At 66.2% G+C, this 24,847-nt stretch carries 18 protein-coding genes and 1 pseudogene; 12 read left to right on the top strand and 7 right to left on the bottom strand.

Annotated elements, in window-relative coordinates:
- The first annotated feature begins 5 nt into the window (after positions 1-5).
- The 6 genes from WFP78_RS18290 to WFP78_RS18265 all read left to right on the top strand — a co-directional run bounded on the left by WFP78_RS18290 (position 6) and on the right by WFP78_RS18265 (position 7,223).
- Positions 6-854, top strand: a complete 849-nt coding sequence (locus WFP78_RS18290) for a pyrroline-5-carboxylate reductase family protein (protein ID WP_336965614.1) — start codon at positions 6-8, stop codon at positions 852-854.
- 44 nt (positions 855-898) lie between these two features.
- Entirely contained in the window at positions 899-3,253 is a 2,355-nt protein-coding gene (locus WFP78_RS18285; protein WP_336965612.1) for a beta-L-arabinofuranosidase domain-containing protein, read from the top strand.
- A gap of 60 nt (positions 3,254-3,313) precedes the next feature.
- Complete coding sequence (locus tag WFP78_RS18280; protein ID WP_336965610.1) at positions 3,314-3,961, top strand: peptidylprolyl isomerase; 648 nt, start codon at positions 3,314-3,316, stop codon at positions 3,959-3,961.
- A 239-nt stretch (positions 3,962-4,200) separates the two neighbouring features.
- A complete protein-coding gene (locus WFP78_RS18275; protein WP_336965636.1) occupies positions 4,201-5,052 on the top strand; it encodes a sulfurtransferase/chromate resistance protein in 852 nt (283 codons plus the stop codon).
- Entirely contained in the window at positions 5,049-6,458 is a 1,410-nt protein-coding gene (chrA, locus tag WFP78_RS18270) for a chromate efflux transporter (RefSeq protein ID WP_336965608.1), read from the top strand. Before WFP78_RS18275 ends, chrA begins: the two co-directional genes overlap by 4 nt.
- 45 nt (positions 6,459-6,503) lie before the next feature.
- Positions 6,504-7,223, top strand: a complete 720-nt coding sequence (locus WFP78_RS18265) for a superoxide dismutase (protein ID WP_336965605.1) — start codon at positions 6,504-6,506, stop codon at positions 7,221-7,223.
- Between the two features lie 260 nt (positions 7,224-7,483).
- On the opposite strand, the gene WFP78_RS18260 is transcribed toward WFP78_RS18265, so the two are convergent.
- From WFP78_RS18260 to WFP78_RS18245, 4 genes are read right to left on the bottom strand one after another with little or no spacing between them, the layout of a single operon-like run.
- The gene (locus WFP78_RS18260) at positions 7,484-8,626 is read right to left on the bottom strand and encodes a DUF2891 family protein (RefSeq protein WP_336965602.1); all 1,143 of its coding nucleotides are present in this window, start codon (positions 8,624-8,626) and stop codon (positions 7,484-7,486) included.
- Complete coding sequence (locus tag WFP78_RS18255) at positions 8,626-9,651, bottom strand: DUF2891 domain-containing protein (RefSeq protein WP_336965600.1); 1,026 nt, start codon at positions 9,649-9,651, stop codon at positions 8,626-8,628. Before WFP78_RS18255 ends, WFP78_RS18260 begins: the two co-directional genes overlap by 1 nt.
- On the bottom strand, positions 9,651-10,601 hold the full coding sequence (locus tag WFP78_RS18250; protein ID WP_336965598.1) for a DUF979 domain-containing protein: 951 nt from the start codon (positions 10,599-10,601) through the stop codon (positions 9,651-9,653). Before WFP78_RS18250 ends, WFP78_RS18255 begins: the two co-directional genes overlap by 1 nt.
- Entirely contained in the window at positions 10,598-11,266 is a 669-nt protein-coding gene (locus WFP78_RS18245; protein ID WP_336965635.1) for a 5-oxoproline transporter, DUF969 family subunit, read from the bottom strand. Before WFP78_RS18245 ends, WFP78_RS18250 begins: the two co-directional genes overlap by 4 nt.
- Positions 11,267-11,672: 406 nt before the next feature.
- Between WFP78_RS18245 and WFP78_RS18240 the strand changes: the two genes are divergently transcribed.
- Entirely contained in the window at positions 11,673-14,375 is a 2,703-nt protein-coding gene (locus tag WFP78_RS18240; protein WP_336965595.1) for a TonB-dependent receptor plug domain-containing protein, read from the top strand.
- A 219-nt stretch (positions 14,376-14,594) separates the two neighbouring features.
- Here the strand turns inward: WFP78_RS18240 and WFP78_RS18235 are convergent, their stop codons facing one another.
- The gene (locus WFP78_RS18235) at positions 14,595-18,200 is read right to left on the bottom strand and encodes a hydantoinase B/oxoprolinase family protein (protein WP_336965592.1); all 3,606 of its coding nucleotides are present in this window, start codon (positions 18,198-18,200) and stop codon (positions 14,595-14,597) included.
- Positions 18,201-18,324: 124 nt separating this feature from the next.
- Between WFP78_RS18235 and WFP78_RS18230 the strand changes: the two genes are divergently transcribed.
- Complete coding sequence (locus WFP78_RS18230; protein WP_336965590.1) at positions 18,325-18,819, top strand: winged helix DNA-binding protein; 495 nt, start codon at positions 18,325-18,327, stop codon at positions 18,817-18,819.
- A 130-nt stretch (positions 18,820-18,949) separates the two neighbouring features.
- On the opposite strand, the gene WFP78_RS18225 is transcribed toward WFP78_RS18230, so the two are convergent.
- Positions 18,950-19,405, bottom strand: a complete 456-nt coding sequence (locus tag WFP78_RS18225; RefSeq protein ID WP_336965587.1) for a VOC family protein — start codon at positions 19,403-19,405, stop codon at positions 18,950-18,952.
- Between the two features lie 121 nt (positions 19,406-19,526).
- Between WFP78_RS18225 and WFP78_RS18220 the strand changes: the two genes are divergently transcribed.
- The 4 genes and pseudogenes from WFP78_RS18220 (at position 19,527) to WFP78_RS18205 (ending at position 23,068) form a co-directional block, all read left to right on the top strand.
- Positions 19,527-19,682: a hypothetical protein gene (locus tag WFP78_RS18220; RefSeq protein WP_336965584.1), complete on the top strand. Its 156-nt coding sequence runs from the start codon at positions 19,527-19,529 to the stop codon at positions 19,680-19,682.
- Positions 19,683-20,259: 577 nt separating this feature from the next.
- Entirely contained in the window at positions 20,260-20,613 is a 354-nt protein-coding gene (locus tag WFP78_RS18215; RefSeq protein WP_336965581.1) for a site-specific integrase, read from the top strand.
- A 158-nt stretch (positions 20,614-20,771) separates the two neighbouring features.
- Positions 20,772-21,356: pseudogene (locus tag WFP78_RS18210) on the top strand (DUF1611 domain-containing protein); the annotation flags it as partial.
- A gap of 38 nt (positions 21,357-21,394) precedes the next feature.
- Positions 21,395-23,068, top strand: coding sequence for an N-acyl-D-amino-acid deacylase family protein (locus tag WFP78_RS18205; protein WP_336965579.1), 1,674 nt, complete (start codon positions 21,395-21,397; stop codon positions 23,066-23,068).
- Between the two features lie 92 nt (positions 23,069-23,160).
- On the opposite strand, the gene WFP78_RS18200 is transcribed toward WFP78_RS18205, so the two are convergent.
- The gene (locus WFP78_RS18200; RefSeq protein ID WP_336965576.1) at positions 23,161-24,774 is read right to left on the bottom strand and encodes an N-acyl-D-amino-acid deacylase family protein; all 1,614 of its coding nucleotides are present in this window, start codon (positions 24,772-24,774) and stop codon (positions 23,161-23,163) included.
- Positions 24,775-24,847: the final 73 nt, after the last annotated feature.

Genomic DNA, 24,847 nt, shown 5'->3' with positions numbered 1-24,847 from the left:
GGACCATGGACATCGCAATGCCGTCCGTCGACAGCGACCGCATCCATGATGCCGGCGGCGACGCCGTGCTGCTGGCCGGCTGTGGCAATATGGGCGGCGCGCTGCTGACCGGCTGGCTGAGCCAGGGGCGCGGGGCGACGTCGATCACCGTTGTCGACCCCCGGCTCCCCGACGTGCCGGCCGGCGTCCGCCTGCTCGCCGCCGCGCCGGGCGGACCGGTGCCGCTCGACGCGCTGGTGCTGGCGATGAAACCGCAGATGCTGGCGCAGGCGGCGCCAGCCTATGCGCCGCTGGTCGGCCCCGGCACGCTGCTGCTGTCGATCCTCGCGGCGGTGGAGATCGACACACTGCGCCGGCATTTCCCGGCGGCCGGCGCCATCGTGCGCGCCGTGCCCAACCTGCCTTCGGCAATCGGCAAGGGCATCACCGCGCTGGCCGGCGAAGGCCCGCCCGCGATGCGCGCGCTGGCCGGGCGGCTCTGCGCCCCGCTCGGCGCCGTCGAATGGCTCGATGGCGAAGCGCAGATCGACGCCGCCACCTCCGTCTCGGGCTGCGGCCCCGCCTTCCTGTTCCGCTTCGCCGATGCCGTCGCCTCGGCCGGCGTTGCCCAGGGCCTGTCGCGCGCGCAGGCCCTGCGGCTGATCGCGCACACCATGGCGGGCGCGGGCGCGATGCTGATCGCCGACGACACCGATCCCGCCGCGCTCGCGCAGCGCGTCGCCAGTCCGGGCGGGGTCACGCTCGCGGGCCTTGAAGTGCTCGACCGCGACGACGCCCTGGCGACGCTGATGGCGGCCACGCTGGCAGCGGCGGCGGCGCGCAATGCCGAGATGGCACGCACCGCGCGCGGCTGAAAAGCCCGCGCACGAACCAGAGCATTGAACCACGGAGAGCCGCAATGACTTCACCCAGACTGCAACGGCGCCAGTTCCTCGCCACCGCGTCCGGCGCGATCGGCGGCCTCGCCCTGGCGGCCAGGGCACAGGCCGGAACGCAGGCCGGGACCGCCACGCCACCCGCAGCAAGCCCCGCCTTCCCCACGGGCCGCGACTTCCCGCTCAGCGCCAAGCCCTTCTGGGAAGTCGCGCTCAAGGACGATTTCTGGGCGCCCAAGGTCGCGCGCAACGCCGAGGTCACGCTCCCCTTCGAGATCGCCAAGCTCGGCGACGTTGCCGAGCGGCTGAACGGCGGCGTGCTGGAGGCGGCGATCTATACCGCGAAGACGCGCGAGGATCTGGACCTCAAGCCCTATGTCGAGCGGTGCATCGCGGCGATGCTCGCCACGCCGGGCGCGGGCGGCGAGAACCGCCAGTTCGAGCTGGGCGCCGCGCTCCATGCCACGCTGGGCGACCGCCGGCTGATCGACAAGACGCTGCCCGCCGCCGACGCACTCGACCGCCAGTTTCGTGAGAGCGACCCGCCCTTTCCCGGCGGCGAGCGGCATGCGCTGAGCTGCCTCCATCTCTATCGGGTGACGCGCGATCCCCGGCATCTGGCGCTCGCGAAACACTATCTCGACCAGCGCGGGCGCGCGGATTCGCCGGGCCGCAGCCGCCATACCCAATCGCACGCGCCCGTGATCGCGCAGCGCGAGGCGGTGGGCCATGCCGTCAACGGCGTCACGCTGATGCTGTCCATGGTCGAATATGGCGTGTTCTCGGGCGACCGGCGCTATTTCGACGCGGCGCAGGCGATGTGGAACGACGCCGCGACCACCAAGCTCTATCTGACCGGCGGCGTCGGCGCGACCGGCAATGAAGGCTTTGGCGCGCCCTGTCAGCTGCCCAACCTCTCCGCCTATTCGGAAACCTGCGCGGTGCTGATGTGGCAGACGCTCAACCACCGCCTGTTCCTGGCGACGGGCGACAGCCGCTATATCGACGTGATGGAGCGCGGCATGTACAACAATGCCGTCTCGGGCGTGTCGCAATCGGGCGACCATTTCTTCTACGTCAACCGCCTTGCCAGCGCCGGCGACGGCCGCGACGCGCGCTGGCAACATGCCGCGCTGGAATGCTGCCCGCCCAATCTGGTGCGCTTCCTCGCCGCGATGCCGGGGCTCCTCTACGCGCAGGACAAGGGCGGCGCGATCCATGTGAACCTCTATGTCTCCAGCCAGGCGGCGTTCGACCTTCCCGACGGCAGGCTCACGCTCAGCGTGGAGAGCGGCCTGCCATGGCACGGCAAGACGCGGATCGCCGTTTCGGGCGCCGCCGGCGGGACGATCCGGCTGCGCATCCCGGGCTGGGCGCGCGGCGAGGTGACGCCCGGCGGGCTCTATGCCTTTGCCGGCCCGGATGCCTCTGCCGGCCCGGCCAGTGCGCCGGTCGCGATCGCGGTGAACGGCGCAGCGGTGCCGGCGGCGCCCGACCGGCTCGGCTATGTCGCGCTGACGCGTGACTGGCGCGACGGCGATATCGTCACGCTCGATTTCCCGATGGAGGCGCGGCGCGTCACCGCCGATGCGCGGGTCGAGGACGACCGCCGCCGCATGGCCGTCACGCGCGGGCCCATCGTCTATTGCGCCGAATGGCCCGATGCGCCGGGCCGCACGGCGCTCGACTTGGTCGTCGCATCCGACGCGCCGCTCACCCCGCGCTTCGACACGCGGCTGTTCGGCGGCGCGACAGTAATCGACACCGCCGCGCGCCATGCCGCCGATCCCTCTGGCAAGACCGCGCCCCTCACCCTCATCCCCTATCATCTCTGGGCCAATCGCGGGGTGGGCGAGATGACGAGCTGGCTGCTGGTGGACGACTATCAGGTCGGCGATGTCGGCCCGGCGGGCGGCCTGATCTTCTATCGCAATCCCAACGCCGCCAAAGACGGCTGGCGCTATCTGGAAGCCGCGCCGTTCGACCAGAGCATGGGCGCGAAATGGGGCTGCTTCCGCCAAGAGATCCCCGGCGCGCGCGGCCTTGCGATCGGCACCGGCCGTCGGAACAGCGCGGACATGCTGGTCGGCTGCACCGAGCCCACGGGCGCGGCGCAGCTCTGCGCGGCCTTCCGCCTGAACGGGGTCGGCGGCTGGTTCCTGCCCTCGCGCGACGAGCTGGCCGAAATGTACAAAGCGCTGTGCGCGACCGGCATCGGCACGTTCCACAAGGACGGGATGGCGGACAATTGCCAATATTGGGCATCGTCGCAGCATGATGCGGACATGGCCGCGCATATCGACTTTGCCGACAATGGCCGGCTGCACGGCGACGACAAGGACTTTCCCCGCCGCGTCCGCGCGATCCGGGCATTCTAGCGCGGGGAGGCTCTCCCGCCCGAGAATCGGTAATCTCCGCTCCATAAAGGCATCCGGCACATGGACATGCGTTCACCCAGGGGACTGATGGCCGGCGTACTGGCCTTCGCCCTGATCGCGCCGGCCAGCGCCGCGCAACCGCAACTCGTGGTGCGGATGGACACAACCGCCGGCACGATCCGCGCGGTGCTGGAGGCGCAGGCGGCGCCTGTCACGGTCTGCAATTTCCTGCGGTACATGCGCGCGGGCCATTTCGATGGCGGCACATTCTTCCGGACGGTGCGCAGCGACCTGGCCGGCCCCAACCCCGTGCCGATCGACGTGATCCAGATGCAGGCGCGCGCGGGGCCGGAATTCGACGGCTTCGGCCCGATCCCGCTCGAACCGACATCGCGCACCGGCCTGGGGCATGTCGCCGGCGCGCTGTCCATGGCGCGCTGGGGCCCCGATACCGCCACGTCGAGCTGGTCGATCGTGGTGCGCCCCTCGCCGGAGATGGATTTTGGCGGCCGGCGCAATCCGGACGGACAGGGCTTTGCGGTCTTCGGCCGCGTGATCGGCGGCATGGACGTGGTCCGCGCGATCCACCGATCGCCCGCGATGGATGAGACGCTGCGGCAACCCGTGATGATCCGTTCGATTACAGCCGAGCGACAATCCCGCCGGCGGCTCGCGGCGGTCTGGTCGCATTGCCCGATGCCCGGCTAGCGCATTTTCCCGTCAGTTGGGCTCACCTGACGGCTCGGAAAATCCGGCACATCAAAAGCATGGGAGCGGGTGATCCGGTGCCATCGGGTCGCAAACCGCCCTTGGAGCCTTGCGCGGCAAAGCAAGTCTTTGTTGACAGCAACGGCCGTATCCGCATTATCAGACGCATGGGGCTTGCGATCACCCCATGAGGCGACATGCTGAAGTATCGCGTCCTGCTTTTTGGCGAGGGGCGCTCCATGTCTGCATTACAGATCATTCCCATTGATAAACTTGCCCGGCTTGTCGGCACCCCCGGCGGGCCGGCGATTGTCGACGTGCGGACGGATGAGGATTTTGCCGCCGATCCGCGGCTGATCCCCGGAGCCGTGCGCCGTCCCTGGACGGAGGTTGCCGATTGGGCGGCCGAGTTCACCGGTTCCGATGTCGTCCTGGTCTGCCGGGAGGGGCATGCGCTGAGCCAGGGCGCGGCCGCATGGCTGCGCCAGGCCGGCGCCGAGGCCGAGGCGCTGGATGGCGGCATCCAGGGCTGGGTGAAGGCCGGCCACCCGGTGGTGCCGCAATCGATATTGCCCGCGCGCGACGGGCACGGGCGGACCCTGTGGGTCACGCGCGCCCGTCCCAAGGTGGACCGCATCGCCTGTCCCTGGCTCATCCGCCGCTTTGTCGATCCCGGGGCCGTGTTCCTCTTCGTCGCCCCCGGCGAGGTGGCGGGCGTTGCCCAGCGGTTCGGCGCGACACCCTTCGATATCGAGGGCGACGGCGTCATCTGGAGCCATGATGGCGAGCGTTGCACATTTGACGTGATGGTGGATGCCTTCGGGCTTTCCGGCCTGCCCGCGCTCACGCATCTGGCCCTGATCGTGCGGGGCGCCGACACCGCGCGCCCCGATATCGTCCCGGAAGCGGCGGGCCTGGTCGCGCTCTCGCTTGGCCTGTCGCGGATGTTCGCGGACGACCTCGAACAGCTTGAGGCCGGCATGCTGGTCTATGACGCGCTCTATCGCTGGTGCCGCGATGCCACGGGCGAGACCCATGACTGGGTATCGCATCAGCCCAGGGGCGCCCGCGCCCGGCCGGTGTCCGCATGAGCAGCGCCGTTTTCGATGCCGCGGCCGCCGACGCGCCGGCGCCCATCGCGCCCGTCTCGCTTGGCGAAGCCTTCTGGGTGTGGCTTCGTATCGCCGCCCTCTCCTTCGGCGGCCCCGCCGGGCAGATCGCGGTGATGCACCGCATCCTGGTCGAGGAGAAGCGATGGATCGGCGAGCACCGTTTCCTGCATGCGCTCAATTACTGCATGCTGTTGCCGGGGCCGGAGGCGCAGCAACTGGCAACCTATATCGGCTGGCTGATGCACAAGACGCGCGGCGGCATCATCGCCGGCGCCTTGTTCGTCCTGCCCGGTGCGGTGTCGATCATGGCGCTGAGCTGGGTCTATGCGCTTTACGGCCGGGTCGGCTTCGTCTCGGCCCTTTTCTTCGGCCTCAAATGCGCGGTGCTCGCGGTCGTGCTGCAGGCGCTCGTCCGGATCGGCAGCCGCGCGCTCAAAAATGCCGTCATGCGGGCACTTGCGGCCACCGCCTTCATTCTGATCTTCTTCATGGGCGTGCCATTCCCCATCATTGTGCTGGGCGCGGGGCTGATCGGCTATCTGGGCGGCCGTGCCGGCGTGCCGGCCTTTCGGATCGGCGGCGGGCATGGCGCGAGCAAGGGCGCGATTGTCGAGGATGCCGACACGCTGCTGGGCGAGGCATTGCCCGCCCATGCCAGCCCGACGATCCATCAGTCGATCCGGCGGGTCATCATCTGGCTGATCCTGTGGCTGGCGCCCGTGGCCGCGCTGGTGCTGTTCGCCGGAGACGACAATGTCTTCACCCAGATCGCGACCTTCTTCTCGAAGATGGCGGTGGTAACATTCGGCGGGGCCTATGCCGTCCTTGCCTATGTCGCGCAGCAGGCCGTCGAGCAATATCACTGGCTTGGGCCACGGGAGATGCTCGACGGGCTCGGCATGGCAGAGACGACGCCCGGCCCGCTGATCATGGTGCTCCAGTTCGTGGGCTTCATGGCGGCCTATCGCCATCCGGGCATGCTTTCGCCGCTGCTGGCCGCAACCCTGGGGGGATTGCTGGCCACCTGGGTCACGTTCATTCCCTGCTTCCTGTGGATCTTCCTGGGCGCGCCGTTCATCGAGCGGATGCGGGGCAACACGGCGCTTTCGGGCGCGCTCTCCGCAATCACCGCCGCCGTGGTGGGCGTGGTTCTGAACCTGGCGATCTGGTTCGCGATCCATACGATCTTTCGCGAGGTCCAGCCCTTCGCGGCCGGGCCGCTGCATTTCGACATGCCGGTCCCTGCCAGCGTGGACATCTGGGCGCTTGCCATATCGGCCGCGGCGATCCTTGCCATGTTCCGGCTGAAGATCGGCATCTTCACGACGCTGGGCGGCGCATCGGTTGCGGGCATCGCCCTCCATGTCGCGGGCATCATCGCATGAGCGCCGCGCCGCGCCATCCTGCTTCCAGCCTTTCGGAGAGTGACCATGACTGACATGATGATGGATCGCCGCAACCTCCTGACCACCGGTGCCGTGCTGTCGGCCGGCGCCGCCATGTCCCAATCCACGATCGCGCACGCCCAGCAGGGCGCATCGGCGCCAGCGCGCAGCTTCACGCCGCAGCCCCTGCCGCTGCCTTTCGACCCCAAGGCCATAGCGGGCCTGTCGGAAAAGCTGCTCATAAGCCACCATGACAATAATTATGTCGGCGCGGTAAAGCGGCTGGGGGCGATCACCGCCCAGTTTTCCGCGCTCGATCCGGGCACCGCGCCGGGGTTCATGCTCAACGGCCTCAAGCGGGAAGAGCTGATCGCCTGGAATTCGATGATCCTCCACGAACTCTATTTTGCCGGCCTGGGGGCGCCCTCGCGTCCGGGCAAGGCACTGGCCGCCGCCATCGAGCGGGACTTTGGCAGCGAGGCACGCTGGCGGGCGGAATTCGCCGGAATGGGCAAGGCCCTGGCGGGCGGTTCGGGCTGGGTGCTCCTCACCTACAGCCATCGCGACAACCGCCTGGTCAATCAATGGGCTGCCGACCATATGACGACGCTCGCCGATGCCACCCCGATCCTGGCGCTCGACATGTACGAACATGCCTATGCCATCGACTATGGGGCCAGGGCCGCCGCCTATGTCGATGCGTTCATGGGGACCGTGAACTGGGGCTCGGCCGACGCCCGGTTCGCGCGATCCAGCCCGGCATAGCCCCCGACCGCTTCACGCCGGGCGGCAGCATCCGCCTGCGCCGTAAAGCGATCGCCGGAGACGCCGACCATGTCAGCCGAACCCACAAGATCGGCGCATCTTCCCGTCAGCCGGGCTCACCCGACGGCTCGGGAAATGCGGCCAATCAAAAAGTCTGGCGCGGGCGATTCGAGGCAATCGGATCGCAAGCCGCTCCGATTGCCGCTCGAACGGGCTGCAGCCCCTCATCCTTAGTGCCGCAACGGCACTGATGTCCTCACTCAGCTTCTCCCCGCTTCCAGCGCCAGCAGGGCGTAGGCAGGCAAGCTCCGCATGCTGAGATAATTCTCACCGACATGCGGCAGGCTGACGGCAAGGTGGCGGGCGGCGGCGGCGGTCATCACCTCGGCGCGGCGATCGCCCTTACAGGCTTTGGCGAGGTTGCGGAGCAGCCAGCCGCGCGTCAGGTTGAGCGAGTCGGTCGCAAGGGTGAGCCGCGGGTCGCCCCGGTCGCCGGCATCGACCGGGGTCAGCAGCACCGCCGGGTCGCCCGTCACCAGCTTCGGCAGGTAACGGCGGAACCACGCGTCGAACTCAGCGGCCGGCAACAGCCGGCGCATCAGCTCGGCGGTGGCGAATTCGGCAGGGATCGAATCCTCGCCGCCAAGCTGCGGCCGATCCTCCACCACATCCTCGCCATACCAGTTGCGCGCGTTGCTGGTGATGAGGTCGAGCAGTTTCCCCTGCCCCGGCTGTCGCGCATAGTCGACCATCTGCAACAGCCCCAGCGGCGTGCCGCCGCCCCGCCCCGGGAACCGCAGCTTGGGCAGGAAATCGATGGTGCGCTCGGTCAGGTCCACCGTCATCGGCGCAAGCAACTTCGCCCAGCGCTGGGCCCGTGCGCTCTTGTCGCGGCCGAGTTCGACCGACAGCATCATTACCCAGGCCCAGCCGCCGAACCGACCCGAGCCCTCGTTCATCGGCGTCTTGAAGAAGGCCATTTCCTTCGCGATCTTCTCCGCGGAAAAGGCGCTGTCGAAATGGGCGGCGATCGACGCCGCTTCGGGCATCCTGGGGAACAGGTTGCGCAGCCGGGCAAGCTGCCAGTGCGTCGCCACCGCGCTGCCCCAACCGAAGCTGCCGTAGAAAACCGGGCGCACGGGCTTCTGTTCCACCGTCTCCGCCGCGCTGCTGCGGGTCATGCCCGTCTCCATCGGATATTCGCGGGTGACGTGCGACAACGCCATCCGGGCAAACTGGCTCGCGGCCGCCGCGTCCAGCGTGGCCGGCACCTGCGCGCCGGCTGCCGTGGGGATCAGCCCCGCGCCCATGGCGCAGGCAGCGCCCGTCATCAGCGTGCGGCGGCCGACCGGCAAGCCCATCGCCGCGCCGACGATGGCGCCATGTTCATTTCCCTTGGACATCACTTTCCCTCCTGACCGGCTTCGAGCGCGAGCAGCGCATAGGTCGCGACCCAATGGGTGCTGACATAATTCCCCTCGACCTTGTCGAGCCCCTCGGCGAGCGTGGCATCGGCCGCCTTGAGCAGCACCTCCGCGCGCGGATCGCCGGCCGGGACCGCGCCGCCAAGGTTGCGCATCGCCCAGGCGCGGCTGAGGTTGAGGCCGTCGAGATGCGCGAGATGGCCGTCGCTGCGATCGGTGACGATCATCGGCTGCAACAGGAAGGCCGGCTCGCCCGTGGCGAGATCGGGCATGAAGCGGCGGAACCAGCCGTTGAAGGCATCCGCCGGCAGCAGCCGCCGCATCGCCTCCGCGGTGGTGATCGCCGGCGACAGGAAGTCCGTGCCGCCGAAATCGTGGCGGGTGGGCGCGACATCCTCGCCGAACCAGCGCACCGCACATCGGCGCATCAGGTCGAGCAGCGCGGTGTCGTTGACCGCCTTGGCGTAATCGACGGTCAGCGCGAGGGAAAAGGCGGAATTGCTGTGGGCGCCGCCGCGCACCGGATTCGACAGGCGCTGGAAATAGAGCCCGAGCCGGCGCGCCAGATCCTGGGCGAGCGGCATCAGCGTCTGCGCCCAGCGCTGACCCTCGGCATCCTTATATTGCAGCAGCTCGGCGCTCAGCTTGAGCAGCCATGCCCAGCCATAGGGCCGTTCGAACTCTCCGCTATACGGCCGCGCGAAGAAGGCGGTCTCGCCGGCCACCTTTTCCGGCACGAATGCCTGGTCGAGCTGGGCGATGATCTGCGCGCGCTGCGGCAGGTCCGGATAGAGGCGGTTGAGCCGCGACAGCAGCCAATAGCCATGCACGCAGCTATGCCAGTCGTAGCTGCCGAAGAAGATCGGGTGGAACTGCGGCCCGGTGATCGCCAGCTCGGCGGGGCTCATCAGCACCTCGCCGGCATAATGGGGATATTCGAGCCCGACATGGCCGAGCGCGATCCTGCAGAATTCGGAGGCAAGCTGAGGCGAGAGTTGCTTCATCAACGATACACCCAATAGGCCATCAACCCTGTGTTGAAGGCGAGGAGGAGGAAGGCCGTCGGCACCTGGGCGCGGATGACGGCATAGCGATCCCGCAGTTCCAGGACCGCGGCGGGAACGAGGTTGTAGTTGGCCGCCATCGGGGTCAGCAGCGTGCCGCAGAACCCCGAGAGCATACCGACCGCGCACATGATGGTCGGATCGCCGCCGAAGCGACCGACGATGAAGGGCATGCCGATGCCGGCCGTCACCACCGGGAAGGCGGCAAAGGCGTTGCCCAGCACGATGGTGAACAGCGCCATGCCGAGCGTGTAGGCAAGCGCTGCGGTCAACGGCGCCGTCATCGGCACATAATGGGTGACGATCTCCCCCACCACGCCGCCGACGCCGGCGATGCCGAACAGCACGCCCAGCGCGGCGAGCGCCTGCGGCAGGACGATCGCCCAGCCGATCGAGTCGGCAAGGCGGCGCCCTTCATAGGCCGGCGCCGCGCGGCCGGGCCGCAGCATCGCCATCGCCACCACCATCGCCAGCAACGCGCCGCAGGCCAGCGCGACCAGCGTCACCTGCTTGGGGTCGACCAGCTTCAGGCCGCCGACGACCCCGGTCGGCACCAGCAGCGTCGCCGCGACGGTGACGGTCGGCACCAGCAGCGCCGGCACGAACAGCCAGTTGCCGAAGCGCCGGGCGTCGGCAACGCGTACCTCGTCCGGAGTCCCCGGTGCCGATGCGGGCCGCAGGCCCATGGCCGCCGATGCCGTCATCACCAGCAGCAGGATGCCGGTCGCGAGCGAAGGGATATGGCCGCCAAGGCCGATCGTCGTGGCGAAGCTCCCCCAGAAGGCGGCGCTTCGCCACCAGTGCGGATGAGAACGGTCGAGGACATGGCCGATCGCGAAGGCGGCAAACATCAGCCCGACGACAGCGTAGAAGAGATCCAGGCCGATCATCGCGCCCGGCTCCATGCCCGATCGAGCCACAGCAGCCTCGATCCGTGGATCACGAATGCCGCGATCGCGGTCGGGACCGCCCATTTCGCGATCGCGAGCGGCGCCAGCATGACACCATATTGCTCCATGAAGGAGATGATCAGCAGGATCGATCCGACCGCAACGAACAGATCCTCTCCGAAGAACAGGCCGACATTGTCGGCGGCGGCGGCATGGGCCCGGATCGCCTCGCGGGTATCGGATTGGGGGTCGGCCGCCCGGCTCCCCTCGCCGGCGGCGGCTTCGGCCATCGGCGCCACGACCGGCCGCACCATCTGCACATGGCCGCCGAGCGCATTGAGCCCCAGCGACGCGCTGATCTGGCGCAGCGCGAGATAGCCGATCAGCACGCGCCCGGGGGTCGCCACCGGCAGCTTCGCCACCAGCATCCGCGCGCGCTCGCGGATGCCGCCGCGCTCCAGCAACCCGATCACCGGCAGGATCAGCCAGGGGATGGCGATGAAGCGGTTGTCGGCGAAAGCCTTGCCGAACGCCGCGATCGCCGCGACCGGCCCCATTCCCGCCGCAAGCGCGGTCGCCAGCGCGGCCAGCGTGACCACCAGCAGCGCATTCAGCCGCAGCACGAAGCCAATGATGACCACCGCGACACCGGAGAGAATCCACATGCTGTTGCCAACGGCCATCAAAATTCCCCCTCGCCCCGCGGCGACCCGTGTTCATGCCTCTCCGCTGCCGTTCGGCGATGCGAGCCGGGCAGCGCCCTGAAGGCATCGACATGCACATAGGAAGGGTCAACTTTCCAATTGTCAATATGACGTTGACAATTTGTAGAGATTGCGTCCACATATTCCTCACTTGAAATTTAATTATCGGTTCGGGGTGCTGGCGGCTTCGATTTGAACGCCCGACACGCAGCCGGCATGCGCCGAATAATAATTATCAAGACACTCAAAAGTAACGGTCACGACTTTGCAGAAGCAAAGCGAAAATAATGATCAATCCGCAGGATGGGCAAGGAGCGCATTACCAAAAAGGGGACACGGAATGATATTATCCAATAAGAAGTCAAAAATGTTGGCGTCTTGCGCGCTGACATCCTTATTCTATGCCTATCCGTCATTCGCACAGACCGCTCCAGCCCTGCCGGAAGCTCAGGCTGACGCCCCCACCCCGTCAGAAGCGCCGCAGGATATCGTCGTTACGGGATCGCGCCTGCCCAGCACCGCCTTGACGTCGCCCGCGCCGGTGACCGTGCTCGACCGCGCCCAGATCGAATCGACCGGCACCGCCAGCGTCGGCGAATTGCTCCAGGAATTGCCGGTGGCCTCGCCGGCGGCATCCGATGCGGCGGGCCGCGGCAACGCCGGGACAGCCAATGTCGCGTTGCGCGGCCTCAGCGCGATCAACACGCTGGTGCTGGTCAACGGCCGGCGTATGCTTGCGAACAGCGCCGACGGCACCGTCGACCTCAACAGCGTGCCGTTCGAGGCGATCGACCGTGTCGAGGTGCTGCAGGACGGCGCCTCGGCGATCTACGGGTCGGACGCGATCGCCGGCGTGGTCAACCTGATCATGCGCCGCTCGTTCGACGGGTTGCAGCTCAAGGCAGGCACCGGCATCTCCAGCCGCGGCGACCTGCCGCGCTATGAGTTGAGTGGGACATTCGGCAAGAAATATGACGGCGGCGGCTTCGTCTTCACCGCCAGCTATCGCCATTCGGCCGGCAACCTGATCATCGACCGCCCGATCAGCCGCGACATCAACTTCATGGACCGGGGCGGCCGCAACTTCCGCGACAATGCGACGCTGAACCCCTCCTTCTCCAACATCGATCCCACCAATCCCGGCAAGACCTACATCCTGAAGGAAGGCGTACAGCGGGCGCAATCGCTGGCCGATTTCCGGCCCTATGTCTTCCCCGACTATGGCTCACCGCTCGGCGGGATCGACGACGGCCTCAACTATTGGCAGACCGAAACCAGCTCATCCGAAATCTCGCAGCTCAACCTGTGGTTCTCCGGCGAACATGAACTGAGCGATTCGCTGACGGCCTATGTCGAGGCGTCGCTCAACAACCGCCAGTCCTATGGCTTCATCGGCCAGCGCCTGTCGATCGGCGACTATACCGTCAGCGCGCTCAATCCCTACAACCCGTTCGGTCGCGACCTGCGCCTCTACAAGACGCTGGCGAACGAACAGGGGATGGGCGGCGGCGCGCGCAACGACGTCGATTCGACCTTCTACCGCCTGGTGGCCGGGCTCGAAGGCAAGCTTGGCGGCGACTGGAAGTGGGACGTTTCGGGCAACTACCAGCGGCTCCATCAATATACCGACGCCGGCAACGGCGTGGTCCAGGCGCGCCTGCGGCTGGCGCTCGGCGATCCTGCGGCCTGCGCCGCGGCGGTCGGGTGCGTGCCGCTCGACGTGTTCGGCGCCGGCGGATCGGGATCGATCACCCCGGCGATGCTCGCCTATATCACCGCGCCGCATTATCGCGATGTCACGTCGGAGATGAAGGCGCTCGACGCCAATATTTCGGGCACGCTGTTCCACCTGCCGGCCGGCCCGGTCGGCATCGCGGTCGGCGGCGAGTATCGCACCGAATCGTTCCAGCAGCTTCAGGACAATGCGCCCGACTATTCGCCGCAGACGCCCAATTTCCTGCCGCCCCAGCGTGAAGTGGCCGAGGTCTATGGCGAAATATCGGTGCCGCTGCTGCGCGACATCCCGCTGATCCACAGCCTCGATCTCGACGGCGCCGTGCGTTATTCGCACTATAATGCCTTCGGATCGACGACCAACCCGAAGGTCGGCATCAAGTGGCGGCCGATCCGCGACCTGATGATCCGCGGATCATGGGGCACCGGCTTCCGCGCGCCCAACTTCACCGAGGCGAACAGCACCCAGAGCCGCAGTGCGCGGCCGGTGGTCGATCCCTGCTCGGGCGCGAATTTCGCCAGCTATCCGGGCTGCGGCGGCCGGCGCGCGCCGGCGATCGTCTCCGCCTATGTCACCAGCGGCGGCAATCCGGACCTGCAGCCGGAGACGGCCAAGACCTGGACGGCGGGCGCGGTGTGGACGCCCAGCTTCGTCCCGCGGCTGTCGCTGACCGTCGATTTCTTCAAGATCACGAAGAAGAACATCATCGGCACGGCCGACTTCAACTATGTCGCCCTGCAGGATGCGCTCGGCCTGCCGGAATTTTCAGGCGCGGTGCTGCGCAACCAGGACAATATGCTGCTGGAAGTGCGGGCGACCCGGGCCAACCTGCTCGAACAGTCGATCGACGGCATCGACGGCGCCATGGACTACACCACCGCCGAGGCCAACTGGGGCAAGCTGCACCTGCGGCTCGATGCGACCTACCTCAACAGCTACAAGCTGTCCCCCGCGGCGGGCCAGCCGGCGGTGGAGCGGGTCGGCACCTATTCGATCGCGCTCGGCACGCTCTCCAGGTTCCGCGGGAATGTCGGGGCGACCTGGTCGCTCGGCGGTCTCTCGGTCAACTACAATATGCGCTATGTCGGGCCGGTGAGGAACGAGGCGTCGCTGCTCGTCAACGGGCATTATCTGCGTGGCGACGACTATATGCAGCATGACGTGTCGGCGAACTATTATCTGGAGGACCAGAAGGCGCGCTTCACGCTCGGCATCGACAATGTCGGCGACGCGATGCCGCCCTTCCTGGAAGGCAATTACTTCAACGGCTTCGACCAGGCGACGTTCAACTCCCGCGGAAGGTTCTTCTACATGCGCATCCAGAAGGACTTCTGACTTGACGGGCGGCGCCCGGCCTGCCGGAGCGTCGCCCGTTTTTTTCCGAATGCATCGGCGATTTCAAGGAAAAGGCCCGCGCGACACGCGGGCCTTTTTTTTCGTCTGGGGCAAGCCCGTCCGTCTTCTCCCTCCCGTCACCCCGGCGGAGACCGGGCGCCTCGCAGGGACCGCCCGCCCGCAGCCCGGATGACGGGGATGACCGGTTCGCGCGCGCGCCTACGCCCCGCCGAAGCCACCGCCGCCGGGAGTCTCTATGGTGATGAGATCGCCCGGCTCCAGCTCGACCTGGTCGGTGCCGGTCAGCATCAGGCGCGAGCCGTCGACCCGCTCGACCCATTGCCGCCCGACGGCGCCATCCTCGCCGCCGGCAAGACCGAATGGCGCAACCTCGCGACGCGACGAGACGATCGTCGCAGTCAGTTGTTCCAGCGCGCGCAACTGCCGCACCACGCCGTCGCCGCCACGGTGCCGCCCGGCACCGCCCGATCCGGGGCGGATGCCGAAATGCTCAAGCCGCACCGGATAGCGCAGCTCCAGGATCTCGGGATCGGTGATCCGCGTATTGGTCATGTGGGTATGGACCGCCGAGGCGCCGTCGAAGTCGGGTCCGGCACCGGCGCCGCCGCAGATCGTCTCATAATATTGGGTGCGGTCGTTGCCGAACAGGAAATTGTTCATCGTCCCCTGGGCGCTGGCGACGACGCCGAGCGCGCCGAGCAGCGCGTTGCACACCGCCTGGCCGATCTCCGTGTTGCCGGCCACCACCGCCGCGCCGGGCAGAGGCGCAAGGAAGCTGCCTTCCGGCACGATGATGTCGAGCGGAGCCAGGCAGCCCTCGTTGAGCGGCAGATCATGGCCAATCAGGCAACGGAAGGCATAGAGCACCACGGCCCGCGTCACCGCCGGCGGCGCGTTGAAGTTGCTCGTGCGCTGCGGGCTTGTGCCGGTGAAGTCGATCACCGCCGAGCGCGCGGCATGATCGACCGACACCGCCACCTTCAGCACCGCGCCATCGTCCATGCGATAGACGAAGCTGCCGTCGCCGACCCGGTCGATGACGCGGCGGAAGCTCTCCTCCCCATTCGCCATCACATGCCGGAGGTAACAGCGCACGCCGTCCCAGCTGTAGCGGTCGACCAGCGCCGTCACTTCGCGGATGCCGGTCTCGTTGGCGGCGATCTGCGCCTTGATGTCGGCGACGTTGACATCGGGGCTGCGCGCCGGCCACGGCCCGGTCGCCAGCAGCGCGCGAAATTCCGCTTCGCGCAGCACGCCGCCGTCGAGCAGCAGGAAATCGTCGATCACCACGCCTTCCTCGGCGAGCGTCGAGGAATTGGCCGGCGTGGACCCCGGCGTGGTGCCGCCGATGTCGGCGTGATGGCCGCGATTGCCGACGAAGAAGCGGATCTCCTTGCCCTGGGCATCGAACACCGGCGCGATCACCGTGATGTCGGGCAGATGAGTGCCGCCCCGGAACGGGTTGTTGAGCACCACCATGTCGCCGGGCTTGAGCGTGGACCCGCGCAGCGCGATCACGGTACGCACGCTGTCGCTCATCGCCCCCAGATGCACCGGCACATGCGGGGCGTTGGCGACAAGATTGCCCTCGGCATCGAACAGCGCGCAGGAGAAGTCGAGCCGCTCCTTGATGTTGACGCTCGTCGAGGTGTGGCGCAGCACTGCGCCCATCTGGTCGGCAACGGCCATGAACAGGTTGTTGAACAGTTCGAGCAGCATCGGATCGGCGACATCGCTCGCGGCGACCTGCTGGCCGGCGCGCTGCCGGCCGGCGCGACGGATCAGCAAGTTGCCCGCGCCATCGACATCGGCGTTCCAGCCGCTCTCGATCACCGTGGTTGCAAGCCCCTCGCGGATCAGGGCGGGGCCTGCGATCCGGTCCCCCGCGAGCAGCGCGTCGCGATCATGCACCGGCGCCTCATGCGCTGCCCCCTGGCTCCACAGCACGATCTGCTCCAGCACCGGCACGGCCTCGCCGGACGGGCGCCGCGCCAGCACCGGCGCCTGCATCGGCGCGCCGGCTAGCACCGCCTCGACCTCCACGCTGTCGATGACGATATCGCGTTCAGGCGTCGAGAAGCCGAACCGGGCGCGATGCGCGACGTCGAACGCCGCGATCATCGCATCGGGCGTATCGAGCGGCACCTCCAGCGTGGTGTCGGTGCCGTCGTAGCGCAGATGCACGTTGCGGATCAGCGCGACCGATCCGCCGCCCAGATCCTGCTCAAGGGCGGCCGCCGCTTCCCCGGCCAGCCTGTCCACCAGGATGGCGAGCGCCTTCACCGATCCATCGCCGAGCGGCTGCTCGACGGCGCTGCGGCGCACCGCGCTCTGGTCGGCAAGGCCCATGCCATAGGCAGAGAGCACCCCGGCGAAGGGATGGACGAACACCGTGCCGATCCCGAGTTCCTCGGCCACCAGGCACGCATGCTGCCCACCGGCACCGCCGAAGCATTGCAGCGCGAAATCGGCGGCATCGTGGCCGCGCTCGGTCGAGACCTCCTTGATCGCGCGCGCCATGTTGGCGACCGCGACGCGGACGAAGCTCTCGGCAATCTCGCGCGGATCGCGGCTGCGGCCCGTCACCGCCGCCACCTCATCCGCCAGCGCGGCAAAGCGCTGCGCGACGATGCCGCGATCGAGCGGCGCATTGCCGTCGGGACCGAAGATCGCCGGGAAATAGCTTGGGCTGATCTTGCCGAGCAGCAGATTGGCGTCGGTAATGGTGAGGGGACCGCCGCGACGGTAGCAGGCGGGCCCGGGATTGGCGCCGGCGCTGTCCGGGCCGACCCGGAAGCGTGCGCCGTCGAAATGCAGGATCGATCCGCCGCCGGCGGCGACGGTGTTGATCGCCATCATCGGCACGCGCACCTGCACACCGGCGATCTCGGCGTCGATCACGCGCTCCGGGGTGCCGGCATAGAGCGCGACGTCGGTGGAAGTGCCACCCATGTCGAAGCTGATGATCCTGTCCAGCCCCGCCGCCGCGGCGGTGCGCGCCGCCCCCACGACACCGCCGGCAGGCCCGGACAGGATCGCATCCTTGCCGCGGAAGCGGGCCTGGTCGGTCAGGCCGCCGTTCGACTGCATGAAATAGAGTTCGGTCTCGTTGAGCTGGCCGGCGATCCGCCCGATATAGTCTCGCAATATCGGCGACAGATAGGCGTCGACCACCGTCGTCCAGCCCCGCGCGACAAGGCCGACCAGCGCGCTGACCTCATGGCTCGCCGACACGGAGATGAAGCCGGCCTCCCGCGCGAGCGCCGCCAGGCGCTGTTCGACAGCCGGGTATTTCCAGCTGTGGGCAAGGGCGATCGCACAGCTATCGAGCCCTTCGGCACGGCGGCGCGCCAGCATCGCGCGCACCCTGTCCTCATCGAGCGGGACGAGCATGTTCCCGTCGACGTCGACACGGCCGCCCACCTCCTCGACCGCTTCGTACAGCGGCGCGGAAAGCGTGATGTCGAGATCGAACAGCCGGGGTCGCGCCTGATTGCCGATTCGCAGCACGTCGGCGAACCCGTGATCGACAAGCAGAAGCACCCGCGATCCGCGCCGTTCGAGCAAGGCGTTGGTGGCAACCGTCGTCCCCATCTTCACGCAGTCGACAATGCCGGGCGGCAGCGGCGCATCGGGCGCCAGATCGAGCAGCGCGCGGATGCCGGCCGTCGCCGCATCCCGGTAGCGCTCGGGGTTCTCGCTCAACAGCTTGGTGGAACGGAAGCTGCCGTCCGGCGCGCGCCCGATCACGTCCGTGAAGGTGCCGCCGCGATCGATCCAGAACTGCCACTTTCCGTTCATCATCCACCTTGAGAGAATTTACATATAAAATGTGAATGACATCCCCTCGGATCGTCGTCAAGTTGACTACCGAAAGGAAAAGCCGTTATGTGGCGCGGTGTCGGAAAAACTCTCGGATTCACTCACAATGCCGGTCGTGTCATCGGCGCATCTCGCGGCAGGCGCTTCGCCCGCATTGTCGGAGCTTGAGTTCAGCCTGACGCTGGTCGCAACCGCCTATCATCGCTGGATCGCGCGCTGCGCGGCGGCGGCCGGGCAGCAGCTTTCACCGATGGAGGTCCTGGTGCTGCACAGCATCCGCCATCGCGACCGGCCGAAGCGGCTCAACGACATCACCTTGGTGCTGGACATCGAGGATACGCACCTCGCCACCTATGCGATCCGCAAGCTGGAAACCGCCGGCCTCGTCCGCGCGAAGCGTGCGGGCAAGGAGAAGCTGCTGGTCGCGACTGAAAAGGGGATCGAGTTTTGCGAACTCTATCGTCAGATTCGCGAGAAGCTGCTCGTCGGCCGCGCACGGGCCGGCGGCCCCTCGGAAGAGGATCTTTCGGAGATGGCGGAACGGCTCCGCGGCCTGTCGGGCAGCTACAACCAGGCGGCGCGGGCAGCCGCCACGCTCTGAAACCAAAACCGGCCCCAAGGCTGTTTGTTTTCCGCATTGCCCAGGTCGTCAGGCGGTGCCACCTGGCTTGAAAATGCCCTGAAGCCTGGATGACGCCCGGTTTTTGTGGCGCGCACGAAGACGCGGCCCGTTATTTCGCGAAAAGCGATCCCAGGTCGGCGAAGGCCTTCAACTCGATGGCGTTGCCGCTCGGGTCCTTGAAGAAGGTGGTCGACTGCTCGCCGGCCTGCCCCTTGAAGCGCGTGGTCGGCTCCATCTCGAACCGGATCTGGTGCTGGCGCAGCCTGGCGACGGTCGCCTCCCAGGCATCGATGCCCAGAACGACGCCGAAATGCGGCACCGGCACATTGTGCCCATCCACGGCACCGGATGCGCCGCGTTCGCTCGCCCCGGCATCCGGATTGAGATGCGCCACGATTTGATGCCCGTAGAAGTCGAAATCGATCCAGGTCGGCGCGCTGCGCCCCTCGCGGCATCCCAGCACATCCCGATAGAATGCGCGCGCCTCCTCGATGTCGCTCACAAGAAAGGCAAGATGGAACGGTGGCCGCTCGGATAATGGCGCGGACGCTTCGGCGTGGGACATGGCTCATTCCTCCCGGGTCGATCATGTCGGCTTCTACATCCTCTGCCTGGATATAAAAAGAGTATAAATTCTACAATTATCATCAGCAACAAACCCTCAGCATCACGCGCTCATGCCGCGCATGGAAATGATCGAAGGGAAGAAAATGCCGGTTCGAACCCGGCGGATCAACGCCTCCCGCCCCCGACCGATGAACGGCGGATGGCGCTATCAGCGCGATCCGGATCGCTTGGGAAACCCGATGGAGCAGACCGATATTCCGGCCTCCTGCAAGTGACACACTTCACGCGCGCGCCCACCCGCACGACTCAGTATTCAGTATGATGCAGGACGCACATGTGCAGGCGAAGCACAGCCAAATCGCCATGCGCCAATTTCTACGCCCCGGGCAGGCCGGTGCGGATGCACTGGGTTGATCTTGTGAAGTACGTCGATGGTGCCCCAAGGCGGACGAAAGCGATGAATATGAATCGCCGCTTCTACTACGCTAGAGCCGCATTTCTCCGCATCGCGCCGCCGATTGCTGCCCTTAGATACCCCAGAGCACTATGACGTATGTTTGGGTCGCATACATATCGCCAGATATGAGATCCCCCGCTTGTCATTCACGGCTTTCCTCGTGATGGGGCGGTTGCCGCCAGCAGAGCCGCCGTTCGAAGCTTAAGCCGGGGCCTTCAAAACTTGCCCTACGTTCATCCATCAACGGGTGGGCCTGAGCGACTTGGTATGGGACATGGACGAACCCGCTCCGCGGGAGGGGCGCTTGGGGCGAGTTCGCGCCGTAATTGCGAGGCTTTGGGCGCGGCGGAGTCGCCATGAGATTGTGAGGTTCCTTAAACGCAAAGGAACTCACGATGGACACTATGATTACTTCCGCCCCGGTCGGTTCGCTGCGCCAGCGGATGCTGCAGGATATGAAGCTTCGGGGTCTTGGGGCGCATACGCAGCAGGACTATATTCGGCACGTTCGATCTTTTGCCGCGTTTCTGGGCCGCCCTCCCGACACAGCCGGCGCAGAAGACCTCCGGCGATTTCAACTCGATCAGCATCGACGCGCCGTCGGCCCGGCAACCATCAACGCCGCAGTATCGGCTCTCCGCTTCCTCTTCACCATGACGCTCAAGCGGCCGGAGATTGCGCTGGGTCTTTCCGTCATCCGGTGTGAACCCAAGCTTCGAGATGTCCTGAGCGTGGCATTGATGATGTAACCGCCCCCCGACATCACCGCTCACCTCCGTGGATCGTTGAAGACCCACCGTCGCACATCAATGACGTCGGGGGGCGGTTACATCATCAATGCCGGACTAAACACATAGGCATCACCGTCGGTACGGGCGAGAAGCGGACAGGTTAGCGCCTCCTCACGGTCAGCACCGACTGCGCGCTCGGGAAGAAATATACCGCGCTGACGTTGGCGCGGGCGATCAAGGAACGCGGCGTTTCGGCCGATTTCCGGGCGACAAGCCAGACGGGGATCCTCATCGCCGGCGGCGGCATTCCGATCGACGCGGTCGTTTCGGACTTTGTCGCGGGCGCCGCGGAACTGTTGAGCCCCAGCGCAGACGCGGATCATTGGGACGTGATCAAGGGACAGGGCTCGCTATTCCACCCCAGCTATGCCGCCGTGACACTGGGCTTGATCCACGGCAGCCAGCCCGACGTGATCCTGCTGTGCCACATGCCCGGTAGATCAGCGATCCTGGGCCGACCAGACTTTCCGCTGCCGCCGCTGGACGTCGCCATAGAGCAGTATCTGGTCGCCGCACGGCTCACCAACCCGGCCGTTCGCTGCGGCGGCATCAGCCTCAACACCTCAGCCCTCGATCCGACCGCGGCAGCGGATGAGATCGCGCGGGTGGAAGATGTTTACGGTCTGCCCGCCGCCGATCCGATCCGTGGCGGCGCGGCGTTGGCGCGCCTGATCGATAACTGCCTCGCCCTTGCCGTCTAGTATGACGAGTCCGGCACTGATTTTCATGTGTTTCTATTTTGACAATAGATGAAAACTCGAGAAAATACCCCAAACCAAACAGCCGGGGTCGAGATATGCAATCTCAATCAGGATCATGCCTTTTCACGCGCTCGATGCAAAAGGCGAAACACCTTCTCGCTTTGACCACCGGGATGGCCCTGCTGGCCCCCGCCCTCGCATCGGGGCAGGAATATGACGTCCTGATACGCGGCGGTACGGTTTATGACGGCAGCGACAGCCCGGCGCATGCCGCCGACGTTGCGATCAAGGGTGACCGCATCGTTCAAGTGGGCAATATCCCCACAGGCGCAAAGGCCGCTTTGACGATCGACGCGAAGGGAAAGATCGTTTCTCCCGGCTTCATCGATCCGCATTCGCATTCGGCCCAGGGGCTCGAGACGGCGGAACTTGCCGCCGCCCTGCCCCAGCTTTATCAGGGCGTGACGACAGTGATGACCAATCCCGACGGCGGCGGGCCCAGCGATCTGACGGAACAGTTGACGAAAACGCGCGGCTTCGTCCCGGGCGTCAATGTAGCGCCCATGATCGGGCATAACGCGGTGCGCAAGGCGGTTCTGGGAGACGCCGACGCGCAGCCCACGCCCCAGCAACAGCAGGCAATGGAAATGCTGGTCAAGAAAGCCATGGACGAAGGCGCCTTCGGCTTTTCGAGCGGCCTTGAATATATTCCCGGCAAATTTTCGCACACGCCGGAGATCATCGGCATGGCGAAGGTCGCGGCACGCTACCCGCACGCCTTCTACACCAGTCACATGCGCGAAGAGGGCGTGGATGTATTGAAGTCGGTGGCAGAACTGGTCGAAATCTCACGCGAGGCGAAGATCACAGCCGTCGCGACGCACTACAAGGCGCTGGGGAAAATCGCCTGGGGCAGTTCGAAGGCGATGATCGCCGCGATCGACAAGGCCAGATCCGAGGGACTGCCTGTCTGGGCGGATCAATATCCTTATGAGGCGAATTCCAGCTCTGCCCAAGGCATGTTCGTTCCCGGCTGGGCGCAGGCCGGCGGATCGGCGGAACTCGTCAAGCGGCTCGGCGACCCTGCTCTGCGCGCGCGCATCCGTACGGAGACGGCGCAGAAGATCATCGACTATGGCGGCCCTGACCGCGTCAAGATCTCGCGCTATGATGCGGACCCGTCGCTCAAGGGCATGATGCTCGATCAGATCGCCAAGGCGAAGGGTGTCGAGTGGATCGACGCACTCCTCTCCATTCTCGAAAATGGCGGCGCGGGCGTAGTCATCTTCAGCCTCAACCCCGACGATGTCGAAGCCATCATGAAACAGCAGTGGACCATGACCGGCAGCGATGGGTCTCTGGTTGCATTCGGTTCCGACGCCGGACATCCCCGCGCCTACGGGACGTTTCCGCGCAAGATCCGCAACTATGTGCTCGACAAGCCGGTTATCTCGATGCAGCAGGCCATCCACGCGGCCACCGGCCTGCCTGCCCAGGTTTTCGGTTTCACAGACCGGGGCCTTTTGAAATCAGGCTATATTGCCGACGTGATCGTGTTCGACCCCACCACAATCCGCGACCGCGCCACCTTCGATAATTCCCACGCCTATTCGGAGGGCATGGTTTATGTGTTCGTGAACGGCGAAGCGGCGGTTGCCGACGGGAAGGCGACGGCTGAGCGTCACGGACGCGTATTGACGCGATATAAATGACGCGAAGAGTATTGCAGCGGCCGGTTCGATTTTAACGCCGCCGACGCCGACAGCTTTCCTCAAAAATCTGTCGGCTCACCCATGCCGCCGATTTACTTCGCACCCTTGACCAGGCCGGCGCACCATTTCTTCCCGCTGTTGTCGATCGGGCGCGAGGGGCCGGTAAGCGCGCGTCCAGGCTTGTCGCCGGTCATCGCGCCGCCCTGAACTATGGGCACGCCATTGACGATCACGTTGCTGATGCCGACCGAATAGCGATGCGGATCGGTGAAGGTTGCTTGGTCAGCGATACGGGCCGGATCGAACACCGAGAGGTCCGCGAAGGCGCCCACGCGAATGCGTCCCCGGTCCTTCTGACCGATCTGGTCTGCCGGCAGCGATGTCATCCGGCGCACGGCCTCTTCCAGCGTCAGGACTTTCTGCTCCCGGACGTAACGGGCGATAACGCGCGGAAAGGCACCATAGGATCGCGGATGCGGAAAGCCTTCATCGAAGCCGATCGGATCGCCGTCCGTTTCTATCATCGCCTGGGGGTGCCTCAGGAAGGCGACGACGTCGCGCTCCTCCATCGCGTGATAGATCGCACTGAAACCGCCTTTGAGCTGAATTTCGATCATCAGCTGGACGGCTTCGTCCGGCGTCCCCTTCAGACCGCGATCGCGCGCCAGATCGGCAAGGGTCTTGCCGTTATATCGGGTATCGGACGGCAGCACCCGGAACTGGAGCCGACTGAGGTCCGCCCCGCCCTGCTGATACAGCAGATTATGCTTGAGGTCCGCTTCGAGCTTCGCGCGCTGCTTGGGATCTTCCGTGCGCGCCTTGAACCCCTCCGGTCCACCGGCGAGCGCCCAACGCGGCATGATGAGTTGCGACCCGCTGCTCGACGCCGTGTAGGGATAGACGTCATGCTTAATGTCCAGCCCCCTCGCGCGGGCGGCGTCGAGCAGGGCAAGAGACTTCGCGCTATAGCCCCATTGTCCCGAACCGCTCGCCTTGTGGTGGTTGATCTGCGCCGGCATCTTGGCCTCGTCGGCGATCCGAATCAGTTCGTTGACGGAATCTAGAAGGCCCTCCCCCTCGTCGCGCATATGGCTGATGTAGATGCCGCCGTAGCAGGACGCGACCTTCGCCAGTTCCACCACTTCCGAGGTCTTGGCGAAATGCCCCGGCACATAGGTGAGACCTGACGACAGACCGAGCGCGCCGTCCTCCATCGACTTGCGCACGATCTCCTTCATCGCCGCCAGTTCTTTCGGCGTCGGGTCGCGGTCGCCCAGCCCCAGGAGGGCGGTGCGTGCGTAGTTGAACCCGGCGAAGAAGCCGACATTCACCGCTACCTTGAGATCGTCCATATAGGGCTTGAGCGGATAGGGCTGCAGGCCGGAATGAAGGCTGGCGTAAATGGTCGTGATGCCCTGCCGCGTGAAGTTTTCGGCCAGCGGATATTCGTGAATGTTGGTCGCGATATGCGCGTGCGTGTCGATGAAACCGGGCGATATCACCTGGCCTTCGGCCTCGATCACCTTCTTGCCGCTTGTCGCCGGAAGCCCTTTAGGCGCGATCACGGCTATGCGGTCACCGCTTATCCCCAGATCGGCGCGATAGGCCGCCGCGCCGGTGCCGTCCACGACCATGCCGTTGCGGATGACCAGGTCATAAGCGGGGGGCGCGGATGGCCATGCCTGCCCCAGCGAGAAGAACGACATGGATGCCAGACAAACGGCTTTGACGGTTTTCGGCACCATCGCTTCTCTTCCATTCCAGTTTGTAGTGGGAATT

The organism is Sphingobium aquiterrae, from assembly GCF_037154135.1.
GTDB lineage: Bacteria > Pseudomonadota > Alphaproteobacteria > Sphingomonadales > Sphingomonadaceae > Sphingobium > Sphingobium aquiterrae.
This window is presented reverse-complemented; position numbering and strand designations above follow the sequence as displayed.

What these genes read in the sequence shown, in the direction of transcription:
- WFP78_RS18275 (WP_336965636.1), top strand. Translation starts at nt 4,201, where the DNA reads ATGTCTGCATTACAGATCATTCCCATTGATAAACTTGCCCGGCTTGTC.
- WFP78_RS18290 (WP_336965614.1), top strand. Translation starts at nt 6, where the DNA reads ATGGACATCGCAATGCCGTCCGTCGACAGCGACCGCATCCATGATGCC.
- WFP78_RS18220 (WP_336965584.1), top strand. Translation starts at nt 19,527, where the DNA reads ATGGAAATGATCGAAGGGAAGAAAATGCCGGTTCGAACCCGGCGGATC.
- WFP78_RS18265 (WP_336965605.1), top strand. Translation starts at nt 6,504, where the DNA reads ATGACTGACATGATGATGGATCGCCGCAACCTCCTGACCACCGGTGCC.
- WFP78_RS18255 (WP_336965600.1), bottom strand. Translation starts at nt 9,651, where the DNA reads ATGAAGCAACTCTCGCCTCAGCTTGCCTCCGAATTCTGCAGGATCGCG.
- WFP78_RS18245 (WP_336965635.1), bottom strand. Translation starts at nt 11,266, where the DNA reads ATGTGGATTCTCTCCGGTGTCGCGGTGGTCATCATTGGCTTCGTGCTG.
- WFP78_RS18260 (WP_336965602.1), bottom strand. Translation starts at nt 8,626, where the DNA reads ATGTCCAAGGGAAATGAACATGGCGCCATCGTCGGCGCGGCGATGGGC.
- WFP78_RS18240 (WP_336965595.1), top strand. Translation starts at nt 11,673, where the DNA reads ATGTTGGCGTCTTGCGCGCTGACATCCTTATTCTATGCCTATCCGTCA.
- WFP78_RS18200 (WP_336965576.1), bottom strand. Translation starts at nt 24,774, where the DNA reads ATGTCGTTCTTCTCGCTGGGGCAGGCATGGCCATCCGCGCCCCCCGCT.
- WFP78_RS18215 (WP_336965581.1), top strand. Translation starts at nt 20,260, where the DNA reads ATGGACACTATGATTACTTCCGCCCCGGTCGGTTCGCTGCGCCAGCGG.
- chrA (WP_336965608.1), top strand. Translation starts at nt 5,049, where the DNA reads ATGAGCAGCGCCGTTTTCGATGCCGCGGCCGCCGACGCGCCGGCGCCC.
- WFP78_RS18250 (WP_336965598.1), bottom strand. Translation starts at nt 10,601, where the DNA reads ATGATCGGCCTGGATCTCTTCTACGCTGTCGTCGGGCTGATGTTTGCC.
- WFP78_RS18225 (WP_336965587.1), bottom strand. Translation starts at nt 19,405, where the DNA reads ATGTCCCACGCCGAAGCGTCCGCGCCATTATCCGAGCGGCCACCGTTC.
- WFP78_RS18235 (WP_336965592.1), bottom strand. Translation starts at nt 18,200, where the DNA reads ATGATGAACGGAAAGTGGCAGTTCTGGATCGATCGCGGCGGCACCTTC.
- WFP78_RS18230 (WP_336965590.1), top strand. Translation starts at nt 18,325, where the DNA reads ATGCCGGTCGTGTCATCGGCGCATCTCGCGGCAGGCGCTTCGCCCGCA.
- WFP78_RS18285 (WP_336965612.1), top strand. Translation starts at nt 899, where the DNA reads ATGACTTCACCCAGACTGCAACGGCGCCAGTTCCTCGCCACCGCGTCC.
- WFP78_RS18280 (WP_336965610.1), top strand. Translation starts at nt 3,314, where the DNA reads ATGGACATGCGTTCACCCAGGGGACTGATGGCCGGCGTACTGGCCTTC.